Origin of the sequence: Acholeplasma hippikon (assembly GCF_900660755.1) — a bacterium.
Taxonomy (GTDB): Bacteria; Bacillota_I; Bacilli_A; order Acholeplasmatales; family Acholeplasmataceae; genus Acholeplasma; species Acholeplasma hippikon.
Window position 1 is genome coordinate 619812 of sequence record NZ_LR215050.1, and the last position, 20455, is coordinate 640266.

Below are 20455 nucleotides of genomic sequence, written 5' to 3' on the forward strand. Positions count from 1 at the left end.
AAGTATTATAACATTAAATGTTATTTCTAAAACATAATTGTATGTTTTCTTAAGGATTTTTGTACTTGTTTATGGTTTTTCATGACTAAATCTAATTTTTTATAGAAGGCTGCTTGATGATTAGGTACTAATAAATGACAATATTCATGAAGTAACACATAATATAAGTAAATTGGGTCGAGTTTTGCTAAAAACGAATTAATCGTAATTGTTTTTTTGTAAATTTGACATGAACCATATTTTGTTTTTAGTGGTTTTACAATGATTGGAACAAGTGTTAGACCTAACTTATTTAAATCATTAACTAAATTTGGTGTTAATGTTTCAATCATTTTAAGTGTTTCATTTTTATAAATTTCAAACATGTTTTTTTCAGTTTGAGCTAACCCATCAAAAAATACATCAATTGATAGTTCTTTGCCCCATAACTGATATTTTTTAACTTCTACTTTGGATTGTTTTTTATTTTTAAGCTTTAAAATTTTATCAAAGTTTATATCAATAGCATAAATGATATTTTCTTTTGATAAACGTTCATTTGCAGTAACAACTAAAACATTATTTTTAAATCTAAAGTAGATATGCTTGATTTTTTTGTAATGAATTTCATATGAAAGTGATATATCGCGCTTTTCATATGTTCCACTTAACACTTTATTTTTTCTTTGAAACACTTAGTCCGTCTCCAACTTCTGGTAGAATAATTGAATCAAAATCTTTGTTTTCTATTAAGAAAGTTTTAAATGCTTCTAATTTTCTTAATAAGGCTTTTGTATTTCTATTTTTAACATCTTCTATTTTTAATTGATGGAATGAGATGTTATCACAAATAATTGCACTATCTGTGTTTAAATTATGTTTGAACTTTTCAAAAAACTTTTGATATTGGCTTTTTGCAGCATCAATAAAGATTAAATCATACTTATCAGTTAACCCTTCATACAGTAGTGCATCTTCATCATAGATTGTTACATTGGCGTTAAATGTTTTAACCCATTTTTTTGCTTCTACGATACGTTCAGGATCTCTTTCAAAAGTGTCAACAACGGTGTTTTCTAGTGAAAAGCATATGGCACTATAACCATATGCTGTTCCAATTTCTAGAATTTTTTTAACGTTATTTTTTCTAATGTAATCAATGATATATGCTAAGCCTTCATCAGTAATGATTGGAATATCTCTTTCCAAACAATACTGTTTGAATTCATTAAGCTTCGATGTCATCTTCAGATTCTTCAGCTTCTAAATCTTTTTGATATTGTTCAAACACTCTATCAACTAATTCCCATTCTTCTTCAGTTTCAATATCTAATAGTTCGCCTTCTTCAGGAGTAGCACCTTCAACATATCTTGCTGCTGAAATCTCTTTTGATTCATCAAATTCAAAAACTACATAGTTTTTTCCATTTTCTGAGAATGTAAAAATAATTGTTACGATTTCTTCTTTATCATCTGAGATGATTGATAATTTATCTAATACGTCCATTTTTAAAATCTTCCTTTCGAGTCTAAATAATTTTGTAAAATCACTTGAGCCGCTACTTGATCTTTTAATGCGCGTTGCTTATCGTATTTTTTATTTGAATCCGATAAGATTCTAAGGGCTGACTTAGTAGATAATCTTTCATCCCAAGTAATAATTTCAATTTGTTTTTTTGTTTTTAGTAATGTGTTGAAATCTAGAACCATTTGGCCTTTTTCACCAAGATCGTTATTCATGTGTTTTGGTAATCCAATCACAACCACATCAATTTTATATTGATCAATGACTTTAACGAGTTGGTCTGCTGCATCGTTAAAATCTTTTTCTCTAAAGCGAATGGTTAATAAATCATGCGCAATAATCCCTGATTCACTTAATGCAACACCTAAAGTTTTTTCACCTAAATCTAGTCCTAAATATTTCAAATTAATCCATTACCTTTCAAGTAATTTGTTAACGCTTCTAAGTTTTGAGTACCACCTTGAGCAAAGTCAGGTTTACCGCCACCGTTACCTAAAGTTTCTTTAGCTAAAGCTTGAATAATTGCTTTTGCATCTTTAGACTTAGTCTTCACTAAGAATGAAGCTTTTTCTGAAGTTTGATTAATTAAAATCACAACTTCTGTCTTCATTTTATCATATAAAACATCGATTAATGGTTTTAGTGAAGCTTGTGGTAAGTCATTTGTTAATACATAAGTTGTTTCTTTAATTTCATTTGGAGTAAAGCTGTCTGCAGATGCTAGAATGCTATTTAATAATTTAGATTCATTTTCTTTTTCTAAATTCTTAACTAAATTTGATAAATTTTGAACATATAATCTGTAGTTTAAGATATCATTGAAGCTTCCCTTAACTTCTGGTTTTGCTTCAAATTTAACGTTTGCATCAATTGATAGAGCCTTAGTTTCTAATTGGCTGATTTGTTCTAATAAATGCCCTAAGTATTTATCTTGATTTTTAACAACTTCATTTGTGAAGCCTTCAAATCTAAAGATACCTGAACCAATTGATTCAACACTTGTAATTACAAAATCAATAATATCTTTTGTATTCTTAACGTGTGTACCACCACAGAATTCTAAACTCCATTTATTGATATCTACAACTCTAACAACATCACCATATTTTTCACCAAATAACATTTGTGCACCTAATTTTTTCGCTTCGTCAATTGGTAAAACATGTGTAACTACTGCTAACTGTTCATTAATTTTTTCTTTAACGATTGATTCAATCTTTAAGATTTGTTCTGGTTTAATTGCTTCATAGTGGTTAATGTCAAATGAGAACTTTGTTGGACCATTGTATGAACCTTGCTGTTTAGCGTGTTCACCTAATACATCTTTAATTGCTTGATGTAAAAGGTGTGTTGCTGTATGGTTTCTTTCAGTTAAGTTACGTGTTGCTTCATCAACGATTGCTAAGACTTCATCACCTTCTGTAAATGAATCTGTTTCAATGCGATGTAAGTATTGTCCATGAGGAAGTTTAACAACATCTGTAACAACTAATCCATTGATTGTACCTGTATCAGCAATTTGTCCACCCATTGTAGCGTAGAATGGTGTTTGATCTAAGACAATACCATCTTCAAAAATCTTAATAATTTTTGCTTCAACTTGTAATTGATCATAACCAACAAATTTAGATGGCTCTGTGAAGTTTAAGTAAGTTTCATCTTGACTCTTCATTGAACCTTTGACGCTTCTTGCTTCTCTTGAACGGTTCTTTTGTTCTAATAATGCAGTTTTGAAACCTTCAACATCAACTGTGATATTATTTTCTGCAGCATATTCTAATGTTAATTCAATTGGGAATCCATAAGTATCATAAAGTTTGAATGCCTCTAATCCACTTAAAGATCCGTCTTTAATACTTGACAATAAGTGTTTTTCACCATCATTAATTGTTGCAAAGAATTTCTCTTCTTCTTTTAAGATAATCTTTTTAACAATTTCTTTTGTTTGTCTTAATGCTGGATAGAATGATTCCATCATTTCAACAACTGTATCAACTAGTTTGTATAAGAATGGTTCATTAAACTTAATTGTTCTTCCATACTTAATTGCACGACGTAAGATACGACGTAAAACATAACCTCTACCCTCATTTGAAAGTGTTGCACCATCAGAGATTGCAAATGTTAATGTCTTAATATGATCTGAAATGACTTTGAAAGCCATTTGTCCAGTGTATGTAACCCCTGATAGTTCTTGAGTTTTTAAGATAACAGGATAGTGAAGGTCAGTTTCGAAGTTTGTTTCTGTACCTTGTAAAACACACGCAAATCTTTCTAATCCTGCACCCGTATCGATATTTTTATTAGGTAGTTCTTTATATTCACTACGTGGAACATCTGGATTTGCATTGTATTGGCTAAATACGATATTCCAGATTTCAATAAATCTATCATTTTCGATATCTTCTTCAATTAATTCTTTACCACGTTTATCGTATTTTTCTCCTCTATCGAAGAAAATTTCTGTACATGGGCCTGAAGGACCTGCACCGATTTCCCAGAAATTACCTGGTTGTGGAATCATATGGTCTGCTGGAATTCCAAGTGAAATCCATTTTTCTTTAGCTACTTGATCATCTGGATAGTAAGTTATATATAATTTTTCAACTGGCATGCCAAAGTATTTTTCACTTGTTAACAATTCATAACCGAATTCAATTGCTTCAGGTTTAAAGTAATCACCAATTGAGAAGTTTCCCATCATTTCAAAGAATGTATGGTGACGTGCTGTTCTACCAACGTTATCAATATCATTTGTTCTTAATGATTTTTGAACGTTAGTAATTCTTCTTGATTTTGGTGTTTCACTACCATCAAAATATTTTTTTAATGGTGCTACCCCTGCGTTAATCCAAAGTAAAGTTGGGTCATTAACTGGGATTAATGATGCAGATGGTTCAATTAAGTGTTTTTTTGATTCGAAAAACTTTAACCAAGTTTCTCTAATTTCTGTTGATGACATATATCGCATTGATATTTCCTCCTAAATAAATAAAAAAAGTCCCATAAAAGAATACTCTTCTAAGGACGAATCAAATCCGCGGTACCACCTTAGTTCGCAAGCTTTACTTGCGCACCTTCATTATTGCTGTTAAGGCCAGCGTACTTTAGCTCCTAAGGTAGCGTTCATCAGGTCATTTATCACTTTTCACCAACCAGTGACTCTCTAAATAATGGCTTTGACTACTCCTCTTATTCATCGCTACAATGATTTTATCATATTTATAAAAAAAATCATTATTTTTAATCAAATTAATAAAAAATACCAACATTTAACATTGGTATTTTTCTTCTTATTTTATGTAAATCATTTTTTGATGCGGAATTCCTGCTTCCATATACTTTTTACCTACAATTTGAAAACCTAATTTTTTATAAAATGGTACTTTGGGTAGTTGTGCAGAAAGTGCTAATGATTCATGACGTTCTTTTAAGTATTCAATGATTTCAGTTGATAATCCTTGATTCCTAAAATTGATATCTGTTACCACTCGACCAACATAAGGTTGTTCATTTATATAAAGTAATCTTGCATAAGAAACAATTTGTCCACCTCTTTTAATAAAAAGATGTTTGCATGTTTCATCATGTGAATCAATATCTGTTTCAATTATTTTCTGTTCGACCATAAAAACTTCTTGACGTAGTTTCATGATTTGTAAGAGTTCTAAATTAGTGAGTTCATCAAAAGTTTTTATAAAAACCATTTTTTACACCTTTAATTTCTTAAATAAATATGCGCTTCCACATGTACCGTATAGGCAAATAATTGCATAACGGATTGCATCTAAAATCGGATTATCTACTGAAATTAAATCAAATAATACACTTAATCCAACATAACAAATTACAACCCCAATTAAACCAATCAATACACGATATAAAACTTTAATACCCGTTGGTTTAAATTGATTATTAATCATCATCTTATCAATAGCGTATCCACCCATGAACCCTGCTAATGCACCTAATGCAACATATACATTTTTAAAGTGATGATAATCTACACCAATAATATATAGGATAGTAATAGCTAGTAATAAGAATGGAATCATGTATAACCCAACTCGATGTTCATTATCACCCATTAAATCCACTAATTTTGATAAACCTAATGCTGCTAATATACCTAATGCTAAGCCAGCTAAAACATCTGTTGGATAGTGTTGACCTAAGTAAACTCTTGTTAAAGGAACAATGATCATTGCCCCTAATAAAACCCATTTTAACCAGTTATTTTTCTTGCCATACTCTTTATATAAAACAGTTGAAATCACTGCAGTATTTTGAGCATGTCCTGATGGGAATGAATAACCACTCGTTTCTTCTCCCACACCAAGCGTTGGGTCTTCTTTAAATGGACGCTCAATTTTAACAACTGATTTAATTAATTCATTTGCAACCGCACTAAAAGCAAATGAGAATACTAATTTAAATGCAACTTTTTTATTAAAGAACCAATAAATCACCAACACAACACCCATGAACACGAATTGATCACCAATTTGTGTAAGTATTTCCATTAACTTATCTAAAAAACCAAATCTTATACTTTGAATTGCACGAATAATATCTAATTGAAAATCCATTTTATTCTTCCTCTCTCATTGGTAGTTCTAATACTTCTTTATTTTCTAATTGTTTTATTTCTTCTTTATTTTTTTCAGGAGCTGCTAATTTTGGATTTAATCCTAACTTGTAATCTTTAATTGCTTGTTCATCATCTTCATTTAAGTCAATCAAATTAAAGCCTTCATTAATTAAAAAACGATCAAACCATAAGAATTTAGATTGAATTTTTTGTTCTTTAACTTTCTTAGTCATCAAACTTCCAACTAAATATCCTATATCTTCTAATTTTTCTTTGTATGTCGATTCAAATTTAATCGTATCAATTAAATCTTTAATGATGTTGTTTTCAAATACATTCTTAGATGTTAAGTTAACAATTGTAACTTCTTTATTATCATAAAGTTCAGGTTTAAACTTGTTATCTAAAGGTACTGCAAAAATTAAGTTGCAACCATCATCAATTAATGGTTGAATCGGATAGTTATCTAAAACACCACCATCAACATAATTTAAGCCATTAATCTTTGTTGGTCCAAAGACAACTGGGATTGATGCACTTGCCATAACACCTAAGTAAGGCTCTTCCATATCATTTAATTTCCAAACCTTTTTCTCCATAGAATCAGTTGAAATTTGGTGGAACATTGATGCTTTATCATACATTAATGCAGTTGTTGCATATCCATTATATTTAGAACGTTGAACGTTCTTCATATTAATTCTTTGGAGTAACGTTCTTGCTAAAGGTTCTATTGAATATAATCTATTACTCTCTTTATTAAATAAACTTCCTTTAGTTGCAAACACTTTAGAGTTATCAATATCCGCCCAAATATCTGCCATTTCCTTATATGTTAATTTGCTCATCAATAGCAAAGTGTTAATTGCGCCAATTGAAGTACCTGAAATACTGTTGACATGTTTTAAAATGCCTGCTTCCATGAGTGCTTTAACGACACCTAGTTGATAGCTTCCTTTAGCTCCGCCACCACCAAGCATTAACCCAATCTTTGCTTTTTTCATCTATACTTCCCCTTTAATAGTTGTTGCTTTTCTCTATTTAAATCTCTTTCTTTGATTGTTTCGCGTTTATCATATAACTTTTTCCCCTTAGCGATAGCAATCTCTATTTTAATGAGACCTTGATGTAATTGTACTTGAAGTGGAATCACTGTATAGCCTAAACGCTCTTTATGACCAATAATTTTATTAATTTCACTCTTATTTAAGAGCAATTTTCTTGTTCTAGTTTCTTCATGATTAAAAATTGAACTTTGATCATACTTTGCAATATGCATATTTAAAATGAAAACTTCACCGTTTTTGAAAGTGATATGTGCTTCATTAATAGACACTTTACCAGCACGTATACTCTTAACTTCACTACCTTGAAGTTGAATACCTGCACTAAATTTTTGTTCTATAAAATATTCAAATGTTGCTCTTTTATTTGTTGCGATAACTTTCATGATTTACATACCTATTTTTCATAATCTATTACTATTTTAACATAACTCATGTTATGAGAGAAAAAAATCCATGCATGCATGGACTTATCTTCTACGTTTATTTGTCTTATTCTTTTGAGACTTATGTTTTGTCTCTTTTTTCTTTGAATCTTTTGCTTTTTCATCTTTATTTGAAAAAATCGTAAAATCAATTTTACTATCTTCTGTATCAACTGCAATTAATTTAACTTTAATTGTATCGCCTAGACGGTAACGTCGACCACGGTCAGTGTAGAAAAGTAAATTTTCTTCATCATAGATTAAGTATTGATTAACATTTCTAACACTCACAAACCCTTCAATACCATTAGGAATTTTTACAAAGAATCCACTCGGCATCATTTGAATGATTAATGCTTCAAAGGTCTTACCAATGAAGTTACTCATGTATTCAGCAGATTTAAGACTAACTACATCTCGTTCCATATTAATTGCCGTACGTTCTTGTTTTGAAGTGTGTTCGGCGTACTCGTTCATATGATTTTTAAAATAATTAATCTTTTTATTTAGTGTTTTTTCATCCTGATTTGTTAACATTAATTCTCTAATCATTCGGTGTAAAAGTAAATCTGGATATCGTCTAATTGGTGATGTGAAATGTGAGTAAAATTCAGAACCTAATCCAAAATGTCCAATTGGTTTTTCTGAATATTTCGCCTTTTGCATACTTCTTAGTAAGATCATATGAATGATATATCCATATTTAGTATCTGTTGATTCTTTTGTTAGTTTTTGTAGAATTTTAGCAGTAGATTTTTGGTTTTTATCTGCATAAAAACCAAGTTTGCGAAGAGTTAATAAAGCCGTTTCTAACTTTTCAGCATCTGGTTTTTCATGGACTCTATAAATACCTGATAAACCTTCATCATAAAAGTGTTTTGCAACTGTTTCATTTGCTAGAATCATAAATGATTCAATCAGCATTTCAGCATCATCAGTTTTTCTTTCAATAACTTCTAATACTTTACCTTCATGGTCAAGTTTAAACTTAAGTTCTATCGAATCAAAATCAATCGCTCCACGTTTAGAACGTTTTATTTTTAGAATTTTCGATATCTCATTCATCTTAATGAGCATATCATCAATTTCTTTGTTTCCAACACTTACATTTTCTTTTAAGAGTTTATTAACGGCTGTGTAAGTTAAACGTTGTTTAGATTCAATAATTGATGCAAAAATTTTATGACTTATAACATCAAAAGCATCATCTAATTCCATTTCACAAGTTAATGTATATTTTGCTTCATGAGGATTTAAACTACATAAATCATTGCTAATTGCATGTGGAATCATAGGAATTACACGATCAGCTAAATAAACTGATGTACTTCTTAAATAAGCTTCCTCATTTAATTTCGTTTCTTCTCTTACAAAGTAACTTACATCTGCAATATGAACGCCTAATAAATAATTTCCATTATCTAATTTTTCTAAACTGATGGCATCGTCTAAGTCTTTAGCATCTTCCCCATCAATTGTGACGATGAGTTTATTACTAAGATCTGTTCTTGTTTTTCTTTCATAAACTTCATCAACTTTGATTTCAGAAACTTCTTTTAAGATTTCTTTACTGAATTTAAGTGGCCAACCGTATTCATAAATAATTTTAACGATTTCCATATCAGGGTCATTCTTATGACCAATGACTTCTTTAAAATCAGCATAAATTTTAGTTTGGGTAATTTTTTTTACATCTAATGTGACAACATGTCCATCTACAATAAAGTCCGGAATATTATCAACGATAATTAATTTGTCTTTAGCGTTTGTCGCATCAAAACGAATTAATTTTTCTTTTTTTCTAACCTCAGCAATTACCATGGTTAGATTGTATTTTAAGACTTCAATGACATATGGATCAATTGAACTTCTATTAACTAACACAAGGTCATTTTCCATTGCTCCTTTTAGATCAAATAAATCTATTTTTAAATCCTTTTCATCTAACATCAATAAAAAGGCAATGCTTTTTTTAACTTGAACATGGCCAATTGCATAATTATTATTTAATTTTATATTTTTTTCTTTTGTTACATCAAAATATGGTTTAAGTGAATCGTATATTGAATTTGTTTCTTCTTTATAAGTTTCATATACTTGTTCGTATGTTACAAAAGGTGTTTTTTGGCTATAATACCAAATCATAAAATCTTTATTCATTCATACACCTCTTTCTAATAACCATTTTACCATATTAAAAAATTTAATTTAGATTAGGTCTTCTGTTGTTAAAAGATGATGAATATCTTTAACAACTTTGTTAGAATATGTTTTTAATTCAGAAACTGCATTATCCATAATATAACCGTTAAAATCTCTAATCATTTCTAAATCATTCGCTGAATCTCCAACAGTAATGACTTCATATTCATTTAGATTTTTCATTTCAATTAAATGAGAGATTGCTTTTGATTTATTAATCCTGTGATCAACCATTTCTACTAAATAACCTTTACCAATATCAATCACATAAACATTGATACCAATTAATAAGTTTTGAAGTGCTTCACTAATTTCATAGGCTTTTTCTCTATCTTGACAATTCATAGTAATTTTAGTGATTTCTTGACTTGACTCATACATTAATTCTCTAGTTTCTAAGGTCACAAATGTTAAGTCTTGATAAAACGCTCTAAATTTAGTTAATTCATTGATAATGGATGTTATTTGAAAACTTGTCATCAACGATTTTTTTAATATGTTTAAATCTTTATCTAAAATTAGTGCGCCACCACATAGGATAAGATAATCAAATGGTGCATAATTTTTGGCTTGAACATTTTTAAAACTTTGAAAAGATCTACCTGTTGTAATTACAAATAGATTTCCATTTTCTCTCATTTTATTTACATGTTCAATATTTTGACGTAATTCTAATTCATTACGATAAAATGTACCATCATAATCTGAAAATAATACTTTTTTCATGTCTATACCTTCTTCAATATACTATGTTATATTATAACCAATTCAACCTGATATATATATTCAATTTGTAAAAATATTATAAATATATAAAGAAAAAAGGTAACTTTTTCAAGTTACCTTAATTTTTATGAACTTATTTTTTTAAGTTGTAGAATGATTTAATACCCATGTAAACAGCTGAATCACCTAATTGGTCTTCAATTCTGATTAATTGGTTGTATTTAGCAACTCTATCTGTTCTTGAAGCTGAACCAGTCTTGATTTGACCAGCATTTGTAGCAACAGCGATATCAGCAATTGTTGTATCTTCTGTTTCACCTGAACGGTGTGAAACTACAGCTGTGTAACCAGCACGTTTAGCCATTTCGATAGCATCAAAAGTTTCAGTTAAAGTACCGATTTGGTTAACTTTAATTAAGATTGAGTTTGCAGTACCTGTAGCGATACCTTTAGCTAGATATTCAGTGTTTGTTACGAATAAATCGTCACCAACTAATTGGATCTTATCTCCTAATTTGTCAGTTAACATCTTCCATCCAGCCCAGTCGTTTTCATCCATACCATCTTCAATTGAAATGATTGGGTATTTAGCAACTAAACCAGCATAGTATTCAACTAATTCAGCTGAAGTGAATTCTTCTTTAGTTGATTTCTTGAATACGTATTTACCTTTTTCATCATCATAGAATTCTGAAGCAGCAACGTCAAATCCGATATAGATATCTTTTCCTGGTTCATATCCTGCTTGTTTGATAGCAGCTAAGATGTTTTCGATTGTATCTTCATTAGATGCTAAGTTTGGAGCGAATCCACCTTCATCACCTACTGCAGTTACTAATCCTTTTTTCTTTAATATTGATTTTAAGTTATGGAATACTTCAGCTCCCCAACGGATAGCTTCTTTGAATGAAGATGCTCCTACTGGATAAATCATGAATTCTTGGAAATCGATTGGAGCGTCTGAGTGAGCACCACCGTTTACAATGTTCATCATTGGAACTGGTAATTGTTTAGCATTGAATCCACCTAAGTATTGGTATAATTCAACACCTAATAAATCAGCAGCAGCTTTAGCAACAGCGATTGAAACACCTAAGATTGCGTTTGCTCCTAATTTACCTTTGTTAGCTGTACCGTCAAGCGCGATCATTTTTCTATCGATTGCAACTTGATCTAATACTGATTCTCCTAAAACAGCTGGTCCGATGATATCGTTAACGTTAGCAACTGCTTTTAATACACCTTTACCTAAGTAACGGCTCTTGTCACCATCACGAAGTTCTACTGCTTCGTGTTCTCCTGTTGATGCTCCTGATGGAACTAATGCTCTACCAAATGCACCTGATTCAGTTGTTACTTCAACTTCAACAGTTGGGTTACCACGTGAATCTAATACTTCTCTAGCGTATACGCTTGTAATATATGGCATATAAATTCTCCTTTATACCTTTTTAGTTTGTTTAATGACCATAGTTATTATACATTATTTTATTTAATTTTCAATTAAGTATGTGATTAAATCGTACAAAATAAGTAAAACTATACCTTGAAATTTTTTTATTTAAATAATCTTCATTTTTTCAATTCTTTCCTTAGCAGGAAGGAAGATAACTGAAGTTAAGATACCTTTTGCAACATTTAATAATGCATAATTACCAATAATATAAGCTAAATATGCACTCATATTTGATAAGTCTGCGCCAAATACGTTTGACATACCTGGATCTTTAATTAATGTAAATATTGAGAAATGGAACTGACTTAATGTAGATGCTGCAGCACCAGGATAATAATACATATATATACTTATATATATCGGTGTGATAAAGAAGATATTTAATAGAATCATAACTGTTGAAAGAGCTAATGTCATTCCAACAATGAATAATAAATATTCTTTGAATTTCATTCTTGTATTGTCTACAATACATTCTTCCAACATTGGTTTATGAAGTCTACCAGTTAATTTCCCAATAGCAAGATAACTTAACACTAACGTAGAACTCGCTACGACTGCAACTAACTCCCCAAATACTTGGTCTAGAATTAATATTTCTCCTTGTAAAAACTGTCTAAAGAAACCTCTAAATAAAATAACAACAAACGTTTCTTTTGGACCAATAATAATGACGGATAGTAAGATAACTATCTCTGATAGATCTATTTTCAACCATGGCAATCCTAGAGGTATTTCAAATAACCCTAGAACGATTGAAATGGCTGTTAGTGTAACTAAATAGATCATTTTCTTTAAAGCAAGTTGATTTTGACTCATCTTTTCCTCCTATGAAAATAAAAAGTTACCCAAACAAACCATTTCGGGTAACTAAAAAAAGACGTAAAAAAACTTACATATTCTCTTCTCTCATCCAGACTATACTGTCGGTTCCTGAATTTCACAGGATCCTGCAAAAAATTTGCTCGCAGACTTTAACTGCCGGTGAGGAATTACACCTCGCCCCGAAGATGATTTAATTTAGCAAAGTTATTTTACCACTTAGAATTACATAATTCAAATAATATTATATTTATCCCCTAATAACCCATAACATACCACACAAATTGTAGTATAATATACTAGAAATTAAACAAGAGAGGTATAAAAATTATGGCAGAAAAATTTGCAGCTTTAATTATTATGGACGGTCTTGGTCTTGCACCTGCTTCTTCTTCAAACTCAGTTGGACTAGCAAAAAAAGACTATCTAGATTACTTATTAAAAGAATATCCTAACAATACACTTGTTACATCTGGTGAAGCAGTTGGTTTACCAGAAGGACAAATGGGTAATAGTGAAGTAGGACATTTAAATTTAGGTGCTGGACGTATCGTTTGGCAATCTTTATCAAGAATCAATGTTGCTATTAAAGATGGTTCATTCTTCCAAAATGAAGCATTCTTAAAAGCTGTTGAACATGTGAAGAAAAACAATTCTAAACTTCATATCATGGGTTTAGTTTCTGATGGTGGTGTTCATGCTCACGTTTCACACTTCAAAGCTTTATTAGACTTAGCAAGACAACAAGGTGTTGCTGATAAAACATTCTTACATGCATTTACTGATGGTAGAGACACTCCTCAAGAATCAGGCTATGGTTATGTAGAAGATTTAGTTAACTACGGATATAATATCGCTACTGTTGCTGGTAGATATTACGCAATGGATAGAGACAATAACTGGGATCGTATCCAACAAGCATTTGACACAATGGTTTTAGGTACTGGTGAAGTGAAAGCTTCAGCATTAGAAGGAATCAAAGATTCATATGCTGCTGGTGTACAAGATGAATTCATCAAACCTTTTGTTGTGAATAAGTCAGGTTTAATCGCTGATAACGATGCAGTTATCTTCGCTAACTTCCGTCCAGATAGAGCAATCCGTATGGCAACTGCATTATCTAACCCAGAAGCTACACAAACAATGGTAACTGAAGGTAAAGCCGTATTAAATATTGAAAAAGCTCCTAAAGGTATCTTATTCGTATCAATGATGCACTATAAAGAAACTGTTAAAGGTGAATTAGCATTCCCTCTACAAACATTTGAAAACCTATATGGCGAAGTCATTGAAAAGCATGGATTCAGTCAAATTCGTGCTGCTGAAACTGAAAAATATGCACACGTTACCTTCTTCTTTGATGGTGGTAAAGAAGTTGAATTACCTCATTCAAAACGTATCTTAGTAGAATCACCTAAAGTTCCTACTTATGATTTAAAACCTGAAATGTCAGCTTATGAATTAACTGATAAAGTCATTGCTGAATTACGCACAGGTAAATACCAAACAATGGTATTAAACTTCGCTAACCCAGACATGGTTGGTCATACAGGAAATATCGAAGCAACAACTAAGGCTGTTGAAGCTACTGTTGAATGTGTTGGTAAAGTAACTGACGTGATCACTAAAGAATTAGGTGGTGTTGCAATCATCTTAGCTGACCATGGTAATGCTGAACAAATGAGAGATGCAGAAGGCAAACCTCATACTGCTCATACGACAAATCCAGTTCCAGTAATTGTTACTAAACATGGCGTTAAAGTAAACACTGGTGCATTATGTGATGTTGCTCCAACATTATTAGATTTATTAGGAATTGAAAAACCAGCTGAAATGACTGGTAAATCATTAATTTCAAAAGAATAACTTGATAAAATAACTCTAAAACCTCAAATAATAGCATTTGCTTTTACATTTGAGGTTTTTTGTTTACAATATAAGTAACGAATCGATTACTATGCAAACACAAAAATGTTAATAAAACTACTTTAATCATCTTTAAAAATGATTTTAGTTGCATTTTCATTTTTATTGGAGTATGATATGAATCGTTGCAATTACACCATCTGGAGGATTTTATGGATTTCATTATCGAACATGCATTAGACATCTTATTAGAGTTAGTTATCGTAGCTATCGTACACTTTGTATGGTCTAAGAAACAAAACAGACTTAAATTTGATTTTGTTACTGTCTTATGCTTCTTATTATTAATCATCTTTGGAATTATCATGCCAATTCATTCAGCTGAAAAATATGGTCACGAATACACAACTCCATGGTTACTAATTATCTACATCACATTAGCATTATGTGTAGGATTATCAACCTTTATTAAGTTTAAGTTCTTACACCATGAGCATGAATGTATGGAAGTTGAAATGACTGAATGCATCATTAAGAATAAACGTGCTAATTTAATCTTTGGTAAAGGATTACATTCACTTATTCTTTTCTGTAAATCATTAACAGTATTCGTTTTAATTGGTAATCTAATCAATGTATTAATACAAAAATAAAACACCTTTCGGTGTTTTTTTTATGTTATTTCATTTCCAAACTCATCGAATATTAAAATATTAACCTTTTTTGTAATAACGGTATTGGCATCAATCCCTATAAAATGTTTGTATCTAAATGGTTCATCTGATTCTTTATGTAAATAGTATTTATTTAATGGTTGCACATGATGATGACCAAAGATATAGACCTTACCATCATACGGGTAATTTTCGATAAATAATGGGGTTTTAGAAAAGTTATAGATATACCATCCTTTTTCTTCGCTAAAGGTATATCCTGCATGTATAAATACTTTATCATTAAGTTCTATTTTATCTTTCATTTTTGATAATAAATCTAAGATAAATGGGTACTTACCTAAAATAGATTGTCTAATCTTTGGCATAGAGTTAGCTTCTTTGTCAGATAATTCAATTAGTGTGTTTCCCATACCATTATATTTGACATTAAAAACACCATCATCTTCACCTTTTAGAAATTTGAGTAGAAACTCATCATGGTTACCTAGAATCATCATTAAGCGACCAACTCTATCAAAATATTTTAAGAACCCTAAAACTGACAAATTCTCAACGCCACGATCAAAATGATCACCTAAAGAAATTAAATGGTGATTAGGATTATCAACTTCAAAGCCTTTCTTTTCTAATGCATCGACTAATACTTTAAAGTTTCCATGGATATCAGAGAACACAAAATACTTTTTCATAGAACCAACCCCTTTAACTTATTTTAACACCGTTTTGTTAGTTAACTAATAGAATAAAAATATACGATAGTATATAATGAAAATAGGATGAAGAAAATAGGATGTATAAAATGACAGAACTTAAGAAAACAATATTATTTGAAAATCATCAAAAATTAGGTGCCAACATGGTTGAGTTTGGTGGCTTTAGTATGCCACTATACTACACAACAATCGCCCTTGAACACCAAGCAGTACGTAATGAGGTCGGTATGTTTGATGTTTCACACATGGGTGAAATCGTTGTTAAAGGTCCTGATGCATTAGCTTTTGTAAACTATGTGCTATCCAGCAAAGTTGAGTTTTCAAATAAGATGCAATACGGTATCTTACTTAATGATAAAGGTGGCGCTGTTGATGATTTAATGGCATATGTCTTCCACCCTGATCATGTACTACTTGTTGTAAATGCTTCTAATAAAGATAAAGATTTTAAATACTTAGAAAGTTTTATAGATAATTTCAATGTTGAATTGTTTGATGAAACGGATGCATGCGGAGAGATTGCACTTCAAGGTCCAAAGAGTTTTGAAGTCTTATCTTCTATCTTTAGAAACTTACCACAAGAAAGCATGAAATTTGATTTATATAGTTATGAAGGACATACCGTCTTAATTTCAAGAAGTGGTTATACTGGTGAAGATGGATTTGAAATTTATGCTGACTTAGAAACTACAATTAAACTTTGGGATAAACTATATAAATCAGGCGTAACACCATGTGGTCTCGGTTGTAGAGATACATTACGTTTTGAAGCAGCAATGCCTCTTTATGGACATGAACTTGCAGAAGACATTAACCCGATTGAAGCAGGCTTAACATTTGCATTAGATCTATCAAAAGAAAACTTTATCGGTAAAGATGCATTAGTAAAATATAAAGAAAATCCAAAACGTAAAATTGTTGGTATTGAACTTTTAGAACGAAATGTAGCACGTCAAGGATACGAAGTTTACCACAATGACACTAAAATCGGTGTCATAACCACAGGTTATTTATCACCAACGACACAATTACCAATTGCCTTAGCACTAATCGATATAAACTATGCTAAAATTGGAACTGAGTTAAATGTTTTAATTCGTAATAAAATGATCCCTGCTAAAGTTAGGGATAAAAAGTTCTATCATAAGAAAAACAAAATTTAAGGAGTCTAATGAATATGAATAAAAATGATATGTTATACGCAAAATCTCACGAATGGTTATTCGTTGAAGGAAACAAAGGTAAAATTGGTATCTCAAGTTATGCTGCAATGCACTTAGGAGATATTGTCTTCTTCGATTTACCAAAAGCTGGAGATGAGTTTAAAAAAGATGATACATTTGCTGCTGTTGAATCAGTAAAATCCGCTTCTGACATCTATATGCCAGTTTCAGGTAAAGTGATTGCAGTAAATGAAGCATTATCAACTGAACCACAATTAGTTAATGATGATCCATTTAACAATTGGATTGTTGAAATTGAATTAACAAATCCATCAGAAGTTAATGATTTACTTAACGTTGACGATTACGAAGCAACATTATAATCATTCTTAAAAAATCGAAAAGGGGACTAAGCATGCATAAATATTTACCGCATACAAGTCTAGATATCGAAGAAATGTTAAAAGTCATTGGGGTTAATCACCTTGATGACTTATTTACTAATATTCCTTCAAATCTAAGATTTAATCGCGAATATAATATAGAGAATCAACTCTCTGATATTGATGTAACCAAACGACTACATCAATTATCTAAAGAGAATACAGTTTTAAATATTTTTAGAGGTTATGGTGCCTACGATGTTTATACACCATCTGTTATTAAATCCTTAACTTCTCGCCAAGAATTCATTACCTCATATACACCATACCAACCTGAAGTATCTCAGGGTACACTTCAATATATTTTTGAATTTCAATCAATGATTTGTGAAATTACTGGTATGGATGTAACTAACGCATCAATGTATGATGGACCAACTGCTACTGCTGAGGCAATGTTTATGGCACTTGCTCATTCAAAATCTAAAAAAATAGTATATTCAGAAACAATGCATCCAAGAATCATAGAAGTTTTAAAAACTTACGGTCATTTTAGAGACGTTGAATTTGTTGCACTAAAAGAAAAAAATGGAGTAACTGATTTATCAGTATTAGATGAGTCACTTACAAATGCTGCTGCAGTAATTTTCCAAAACCCAAATCGTTATGGAAATATAGAAAACTTAAATGGGGTTTCAGATATCGCAAAAGCTAAACAAAGTTTATTCATTTTAAATGCTTGTCCACGCTCACTCGCAATACTTAAAACACCAGGTGAATTAGGTGCTGATATTGCGTGTGGTGAACTTCAAACTTTAGGAGTTCCATTAAGTTATGGTGGTGCTTATGTTGGTTATTTAGCTGCCAAAAATCATTTACTGCGTAAAATGCCCGGACGTATCTGTGGGGTTACGACAGATGTTGATGGTAAACGTGCATTCGTTTTAACACTTCAAGCACGTGAACAACATATTCGTCGCGCAAAAGCTAATTCAAATATTTGTTCGAACCAATCGTTAATGGCTTTATCAGTAGCAATCTATCTTTCATGGGTTGGTAAATATGGCTATCAAGATTTAGCCAAATATTCATTAAATGCCGCAAACTATTTAAAGAAATCACTTCTAGCAACCGGACTCTTTAGTGAAGCGTTTAGTTCACCACACTTCAATGAGTTTACCTTAACATCCAATGTTGATCCTGTTAAATTCGATAGTTATTTAATTGAAAAAGGCTATCTTGGACCTTATGCAGTTGGTGATAATAAATTTGTCTTTGCGGTTACTGAAAAGAAATCAAAAAAAGAAATTGATGAATTTGTGAAAGTTGTAGGTGAATTCAAATGATGTACTATGATAAATTAATTTTTGAATTATCAAAAGAACATAGAATTGCACATAACTTACCTCAAAATGAATTTGACGAAGTTAATATTCCAAGCGACTTATTAAGAAGTAAACCTGCAGAACTTCCACAAGTTTCTGAATTAGAATTAGTAAGACATTATACAAGAGTCAGTCAAAAAAATTTTGGCGTCGAATCAGGATTTTATCCTTTAGGTTCTTGTACAATGAAGTATAATCCTAAAATTAACGATGAACTTGCTACTTTAGAAGGATTCTCTGCAATTCATCCACTTCAACCAGCATCAACAACTAAAGGTTTAATGAAGGTTTACTACGAACTTGCTAAAGACTTATCTGAAATTACTGGTATGGATGCTTATTCATTAAACACTTATGCTGGTGCACACGGTGAACTCGCTGGTTTAATGATTATCAAAGCCTATCATGAAAAACGTAATGATACAAAACGTAAATTAATTATTTGTCCAGACTCAGCACACGGAACTAATCCAGCATCTGCTACTGTGGCAGGATTTGATGTTTTAGAGATTAAATCAAATCCAGATGGTACAGTGAATTTAGAGGCGTTAAAAGCGCATTTAAATGATACTGTTGCTGGTTTAATGTTAACTAACCCTAATACTGCTGGTGTCTTCGAAAAAGATATCAAAGAGATTTCTAGATTAGTTCACGAAGCAGGAGGACTAGTTTATTATGATGGTGCCAATTTAAATGCACTCTTAGGTGTATCTCGCCCAGGTGATATGGGATTTGACATTACACACTTAAATCTACATAAAACATTTTCTACGCCTCACGGCGGTGGTGGACCAGGTTCTGGACCAGTCGGTGTAAAAGATTTCTTAAAATCATTCTTACCTGGACCCGTTGTTGAAAATACACCTAATGGTTATGAAATGATAAAACCAGTTGATTCAATTGGTGCATTAAGCGCATTTTACGGAAATACTTCTGTTTATCTTCGTGCGTTTGTATATATTAAGACTTTAGGTAAAGAAAATGTGAAGATGATTGGTCGCTTAGCAACATTAAATGCCAATTATATTCAAGAATCACTCAAAGATTTATTTAAATTACCAATTAATAACCACGCAATGCATGAGTTCGTATTCGATGGTTTAATTGATGATTCTACTGTGGTTAAAACATTAGATGTTGCAAAACGCCTACTTGATTATGGGATGCATGCACCTACAATTTACTTTCCTTTGATTTTTGCTCAATCCATGATGATTGAACCAACCGAGTCAGAATCTAAAGAAACATTAGATCAATTCATTCATGCCTTAAGAGAAATTGCTCTGGAAGCTAAAACAAACCCAGAAAACTTAAAAACTGCGCCACATACAACCTTAGTTCGTCGATTAGATGAAGCTAAGGCTGCAAGAAATCCAATTGTTAAGTTTACTGATTTATCTAAATTTATTTAACGATAAAGCCCTTCAAATAAAGAAGGGCTTTTTTCATATACAAAAATACCCCAATCACGGGGTATT

20 protein-coding genes, 1 riboswitch and 1 other annotated feature are annotated in these 20455 nt (G+C 31.1%); of the genes, 6 read left to right on the plus strand and 14 right to left on the minus strand.

Features of this window, described 5'->3' with window-relative positions:
* Positions 1 to 26 precede the first annotated feature (26 nt).
* The 13 genes from EXC59_RS03025 to EXC59_RS03085 all read right to left on the minus strand — a co-directional run bounded on the left by EXC59_RS03025 (position 27) and on the right by EXC59_RS03085 (position 12787).
* Complete coding sequence (locus tag EXC59_RS03025) at positions 27 to 674, minus strand: M48 family metallopeptidase (protein ID WP_035369285.1); 648 nt, start codon at positions 672 to 674, stop codon at positions 27 to 29.
* Positions 655 to 1224 carry an O-methyltransferase gene (locus tag EXC59_RS03030; protein WP_035369283.1) on the minus strand — a complete coding sequence of 190 codons (570 nt, stop codon included), beginning with the start codon at positions 1222 to 1224 and terminating at the stop codon, positions 655 to 657. The genes EXC59_RS03025 and EXC59_RS03030 overlap by 20 nt, the downstream gene beginning before the upstream one ends.
* A complete protein-coding gene (locus EXC59_RS03035) occupies positions 1208 to 1486 on the minus strand; it encodes a DUF1292 domain-containing protein (RefSeq protein ID WP_051659019.1) in 279 nt (92 codons plus the stop codon). The genes EXC59_RS03030 and EXC59_RS03035 overlap by 17 nt, the downstream gene beginning before the upstream one ends.
* A 2-nt stretch (positions 1487 to 1488) precedes the next feature.
* Positions 1489 to 1908 (minus strand): Holliday junction resolvase RuvX, encoded by a 420-nt coding sequence (ruvX, locus tag EXC59_RS03040; protein ID WP_162164006.1) that lies wholly within the window; start codon positions 1906 to 1908, stop codon positions 1489 to 1491.
* The gene (gene alaS, locus EXC59_RS03045; protein WP_232034473.1) at positions 1905 to 4475 is read right to left on the minus strand and encodes an alanine--tRNA ligase; all 2571 of its coding nucleotides are present in this window, start codon (positions 4473 to 4475) and stop codon (positions 1905 to 1907) included. The genes ruvX and alaS overlap by 4 nt, the downstream gene beginning before the upstream one ends.
* A 49-nt stretch (positions 4476 to 4524) precedes the next feature.
* Positions 4525 to 4713 (minus strand) — a binding site (T-box leader).
* Between the two features lie 84 nt (positions 4714 to 4797).
* Positions 4798 to 5211 (minus strand): GNAT family N-acetyltransferase, encoded by a 414-nt coding sequence (locus tag EXC59_RS03050; protein ID WP_035369281.1) that lies wholly within the window; start codon positions 5209 to 5211, stop codon positions 4798 to 4800.
* 3 nt (positions 5212 to 5214) lie between these two features.
* Positions 5215 to 6093, minus strand: coding sequence for a phosphatase PAP2 family protein (locus EXC59_RS03055; protein ID WP_035369279.1), 879 nt, complete (start codon positions 6091 to 6093; stop codon positions 5215 to 5217).
* Between the two features lies 1 nt (position 6094).
* The gene (locus tag EXC59_RS03060) at positions 6095 to 7099 is read right to left on the minus strand and encodes a patatin-like phospholipase family protein (RefSeq protein WP_035369277.1); all 1005 of its coding nucleotides are present in this window, start codon (positions 7097 to 7099) and stop codon (positions 6095 to 6097) included.
* Positions 7096 to 7545: an SsrA-binding protein SmpB gene (gene smpB, locus EXC59_RS03065; protein ID WP_162164005.1), complete on the minus strand. Its 450-nt coding sequence runs from the start codon at positions 7543 to 7545 to the stop codon at positions 7096 to 7098. Before smpB ends, EXC59_RS03060 begins: the two co-directional genes overlap by 4 nt.
* Before the next feature lie 84 nt (positions 7546 to 7629).
* A complete protein-coding gene (gene rnr, locus EXC59_RS03070) occupies positions 7630 to 9744 on the minus strand; it encodes a ribonuclease R (protein WP_051659018.1) in 2115 nt (704 codons plus the stop codon).
* Between the two features lie 48 nt (positions 9745 to 9792).
* A complete protein-coding gene (locus EXC59_RS03075) occupies positions 9793 to 10512 on the minus strand; it encodes an HAD family hydrolase (RefSeq protein WP_051659017.1) in 720 nt (239 codons plus the stop codon).
* A gap of 133 nt (positions 10513 to 10645) precedes the next feature.
* On the minus strand, positions 10646 to 11941 hold the full coding sequence (gene eno, locus EXC59_RS03080) for a phosphopyruvate hydratase (RefSeq protein WP_035369272.1): 1296 nt from the start codon (positions 11939 to 11941) through the stop codon (positions 10646 to 10648).
* A 132-nt stretch (positions 11942 to 12073) separates the two neighbouring features.
* Positions 12074 to 12787, minus strand: coding sequence for an ECF transporter S component (locus EXC59_RS03085; protein ID WP_035369271.1), 714 nt, complete (start codon positions 12785 to 12787; stop codon positions 12074 to 12076).
* Positions 12788 to 12865: 78 nt separating this feature from the next.
* A riboswitch (FMN riboswitch) is annotated at positions 12866 to 12984 on the minus strand.
* Between the two features lie 136 nt (positions 12985 to 13120).
* Between EXC59_RS03085 and gpmI the strand changes: the two genes are divergently transcribed.
* Positions 13121 to 14656 (plus strand): 2,3-bisphosphoglycerate-independent phosphoglycerate mutase, encoded by a 1536-nt coding sequence (gene gpmI, locus EXC59_RS03090; RefSeq protein WP_035369269.1) that lies wholly within the window; start codon positions 13121 to 13123, stop codon positions 14654 to 14656.
* 212 nt (positions 14657 to 14868) lie between these two features.
* Complete coding sequence (locus EXC59_RS03095; RefSeq protein ID WP_035369267.1) at positions 14869 to 15309, plus strand: hypothetical protein; 441 nt, start codon at positions 14869 to 14871, stop codon at positions 15307 to 15309.
* A gap of 20 nt (positions 15310 to 15329) precedes the next feature.
* Here EXC59_RS03095 and EXC59_RS03100 read toward each other — a convergent pair whose 3' ends face one another.
* Entirely contained in the window at positions 15330 to 16022 is a 693-nt protein-coding gene (locus EXC59_RS03100; RefSeq protein WP_035369265.1) for a metallophosphoesterase, read from the minus strand.
* 110 nt (positions 16023 to 16132) lie between these two features.
* Between EXC59_RS03100 and gcvT the strand changes: the two genes are divergently transcribed.
* The 4 genes from gcvT to gcvPB are packed head-to-tail and all read left to right on the plus strand — an operon-like array spanning position 16133 to position 20389.
* Positions 16133 to 17209, plus strand: coding sequence for a glycine cleavage system aminomethyltransferase GcvT (gene gcvT / locus EXC59_RS03105; protein ID WP_035369263.1), 1077 nt, complete (start codon positions 16133 to 16135; stop codon positions 17207 to 17209).
* 14 nt (positions 17210 to 17223) lie between these two features.
* On the plus strand, positions 17224 to 17592 hold the full coding sequence (gcvH, locus tag EXC59_RS03110) for a glycine cleavage system protein GcvH (RefSeq protein WP_084145189.1): 369 nt from the start codon (positions 17224 to 17226) through the stop codon (positions 17590 to 17592).
* A 32-nt stretch (positions 17593 to 17624) separates the two neighbouring features.
* On the plus strand, positions 17625 to 18938 hold the full coding sequence (gene gcvPA, locus EXC59_RS03115; RefSeq protein ID WP_162164004.1) for an aminomethyl-transferring glycine dehydrogenase subunit GcvPA: 1314 nt from the start codon (positions 17625 to 17627) through the stop codon (positions 18936 to 18938).
* Positions 18935 to 20389 (plus strand): aminomethyl-transferring glycine dehydrogenase subunit GcvPB, encoded by a 1455-nt coding sequence (gene gcvPB / locus EXC59_RS03120; protein WP_035369257.1) that lies wholly within the window; start codon positions 18935 to 18937, stop codon positions 20387 to 20389. The genes gcvPA and gcvPB overlap by 4 nt, the downstream gene beginning before the upstream one ends.
* Positions 20390 to 20455: the final 66 nt, after the last annotated feature.

Excerpts from the sequence above, each read along its gene's own strand:
- EXC59_RS03030 (WP_035369283.1), bottom strand. The coding sequence starts at position 1,224 with ATGACATCGAAGCTTAATGAATTCAAACAGTATTGTTTGGAAAGAGAT.
- EXC59_RS03035 (WP_051659019.1), bottom strand. The coding sequence starts at position 1,486 with ATGGACGTATTAGATAAATTATCAATCATCTCAGATGATAAAGAAGAA.
- alaS (WP_232034473.1), bottom strand. The coding sequence starts at position 4,475 with ATGCGATATATGTCATCAACAGAAATTAGAGAAACTTGGTTAAAGTTT.
- EXC59_RS03050 (WP_035369281.1), bottom strand. The coding sequence starts at position 5,211 with ATGGTTTTTATAAAAACTTTTGATGAACTCACTAATTTAGAACTCTTA.
- EXC59_RS03055 (WP_035369279.1), bottom strand. The coding sequence starts at position 6,093 with ATGGATTTTCAATTAGATATTATTCGTGCAATTCAAAGTATAAGATTT.
- EXC59_RS03060 (WP_035369277.1), bottom strand. The coding sequence starts at position 7,099 with ATGAAAAAAGCAAAGATTGGGTTAATGCTTGGTGGTGGCGGAGCTAAA.
- smpB (WP_162164005.1), bottom strand. The coding sequence starts at position 7,545 with ATGAAAGTTATCGCAACAAATAAAAGAGCAACATTTGAATATTTTATA.
- rnr (WP_051659018.1), bottom strand. The coding sequence starts at position 9,744 with ATGAATAAAGATTTTATGATTTGGTATTATAGCCAAAAAACACCTTTT.
- EXC59_RS03075 (WP_051659017.1), bottom strand. The coding sequence starts at position 10,512 with ATGAAAAAAGTATTATTTTCAGATTATGATGGTACATTTTATCGTAAT.
- eno (WP_035369272.1), bottom strand. The coding sequence starts at position 11,941 with ATGCCATATATTACAAGCGTATACGCTAGAGAAGTATTAGATTCACGT.
- EXC59_RS03085 (WP_035369271.1), bottom strand. The coding sequence starts at position 12,787 with ATGAGTCAAAATCAACTTGCTTTAAAGAAAATGATCTATTTAGTTACA.
- gpmI (WP_035369269.1), top strand. The coding sequence starts at position 13,121 with ATGGCAGAAAAATTTGCAGCTTTAATTATTATGGACGGTCTTGGTCTT.
- EXC59_RS03095 (WP_035369267.1), top strand. The coding sequence starts at position 14,869 with ATGGATTTCATTATCGAACATGCATTAGACATCTTATTAGAGTTAGTT.
- EXC59_RS03100 (WP_035369265.1), bottom strand. The coding sequence starts at position 16,022 with ATGAAAAAGTATTTTGTGTTCTCTGATATCCATGGAAACTTTAAAGTA.
- gcvT (WP_035369263.1), top strand. The coding sequence starts at position 16,133 with ATGACAGAACTTAAGAAAACAATATTATTTGAAAATCATCAAAAATTA.
- gcvH (WP_084145189.1), top strand. The coding sequence starts at position 17,224 with ATGAATAAAAATGATATGTTATACGCAAAATCTCACGAATGGTTATTC.
- gcvPA (WP_162164004.1), top strand. The coding sequence starts at position 17,625 with ATGCATAAATATTTACCGCATACAAGTCTAGATATCGAAGAAATGTTA.
- gcvPB (WP_035369257.1), top strand. The coding sequence starts at position 18,935 with ATGATGTACTATGATAAATTAATTTTTGAATTATCAAAAGAACATAGA.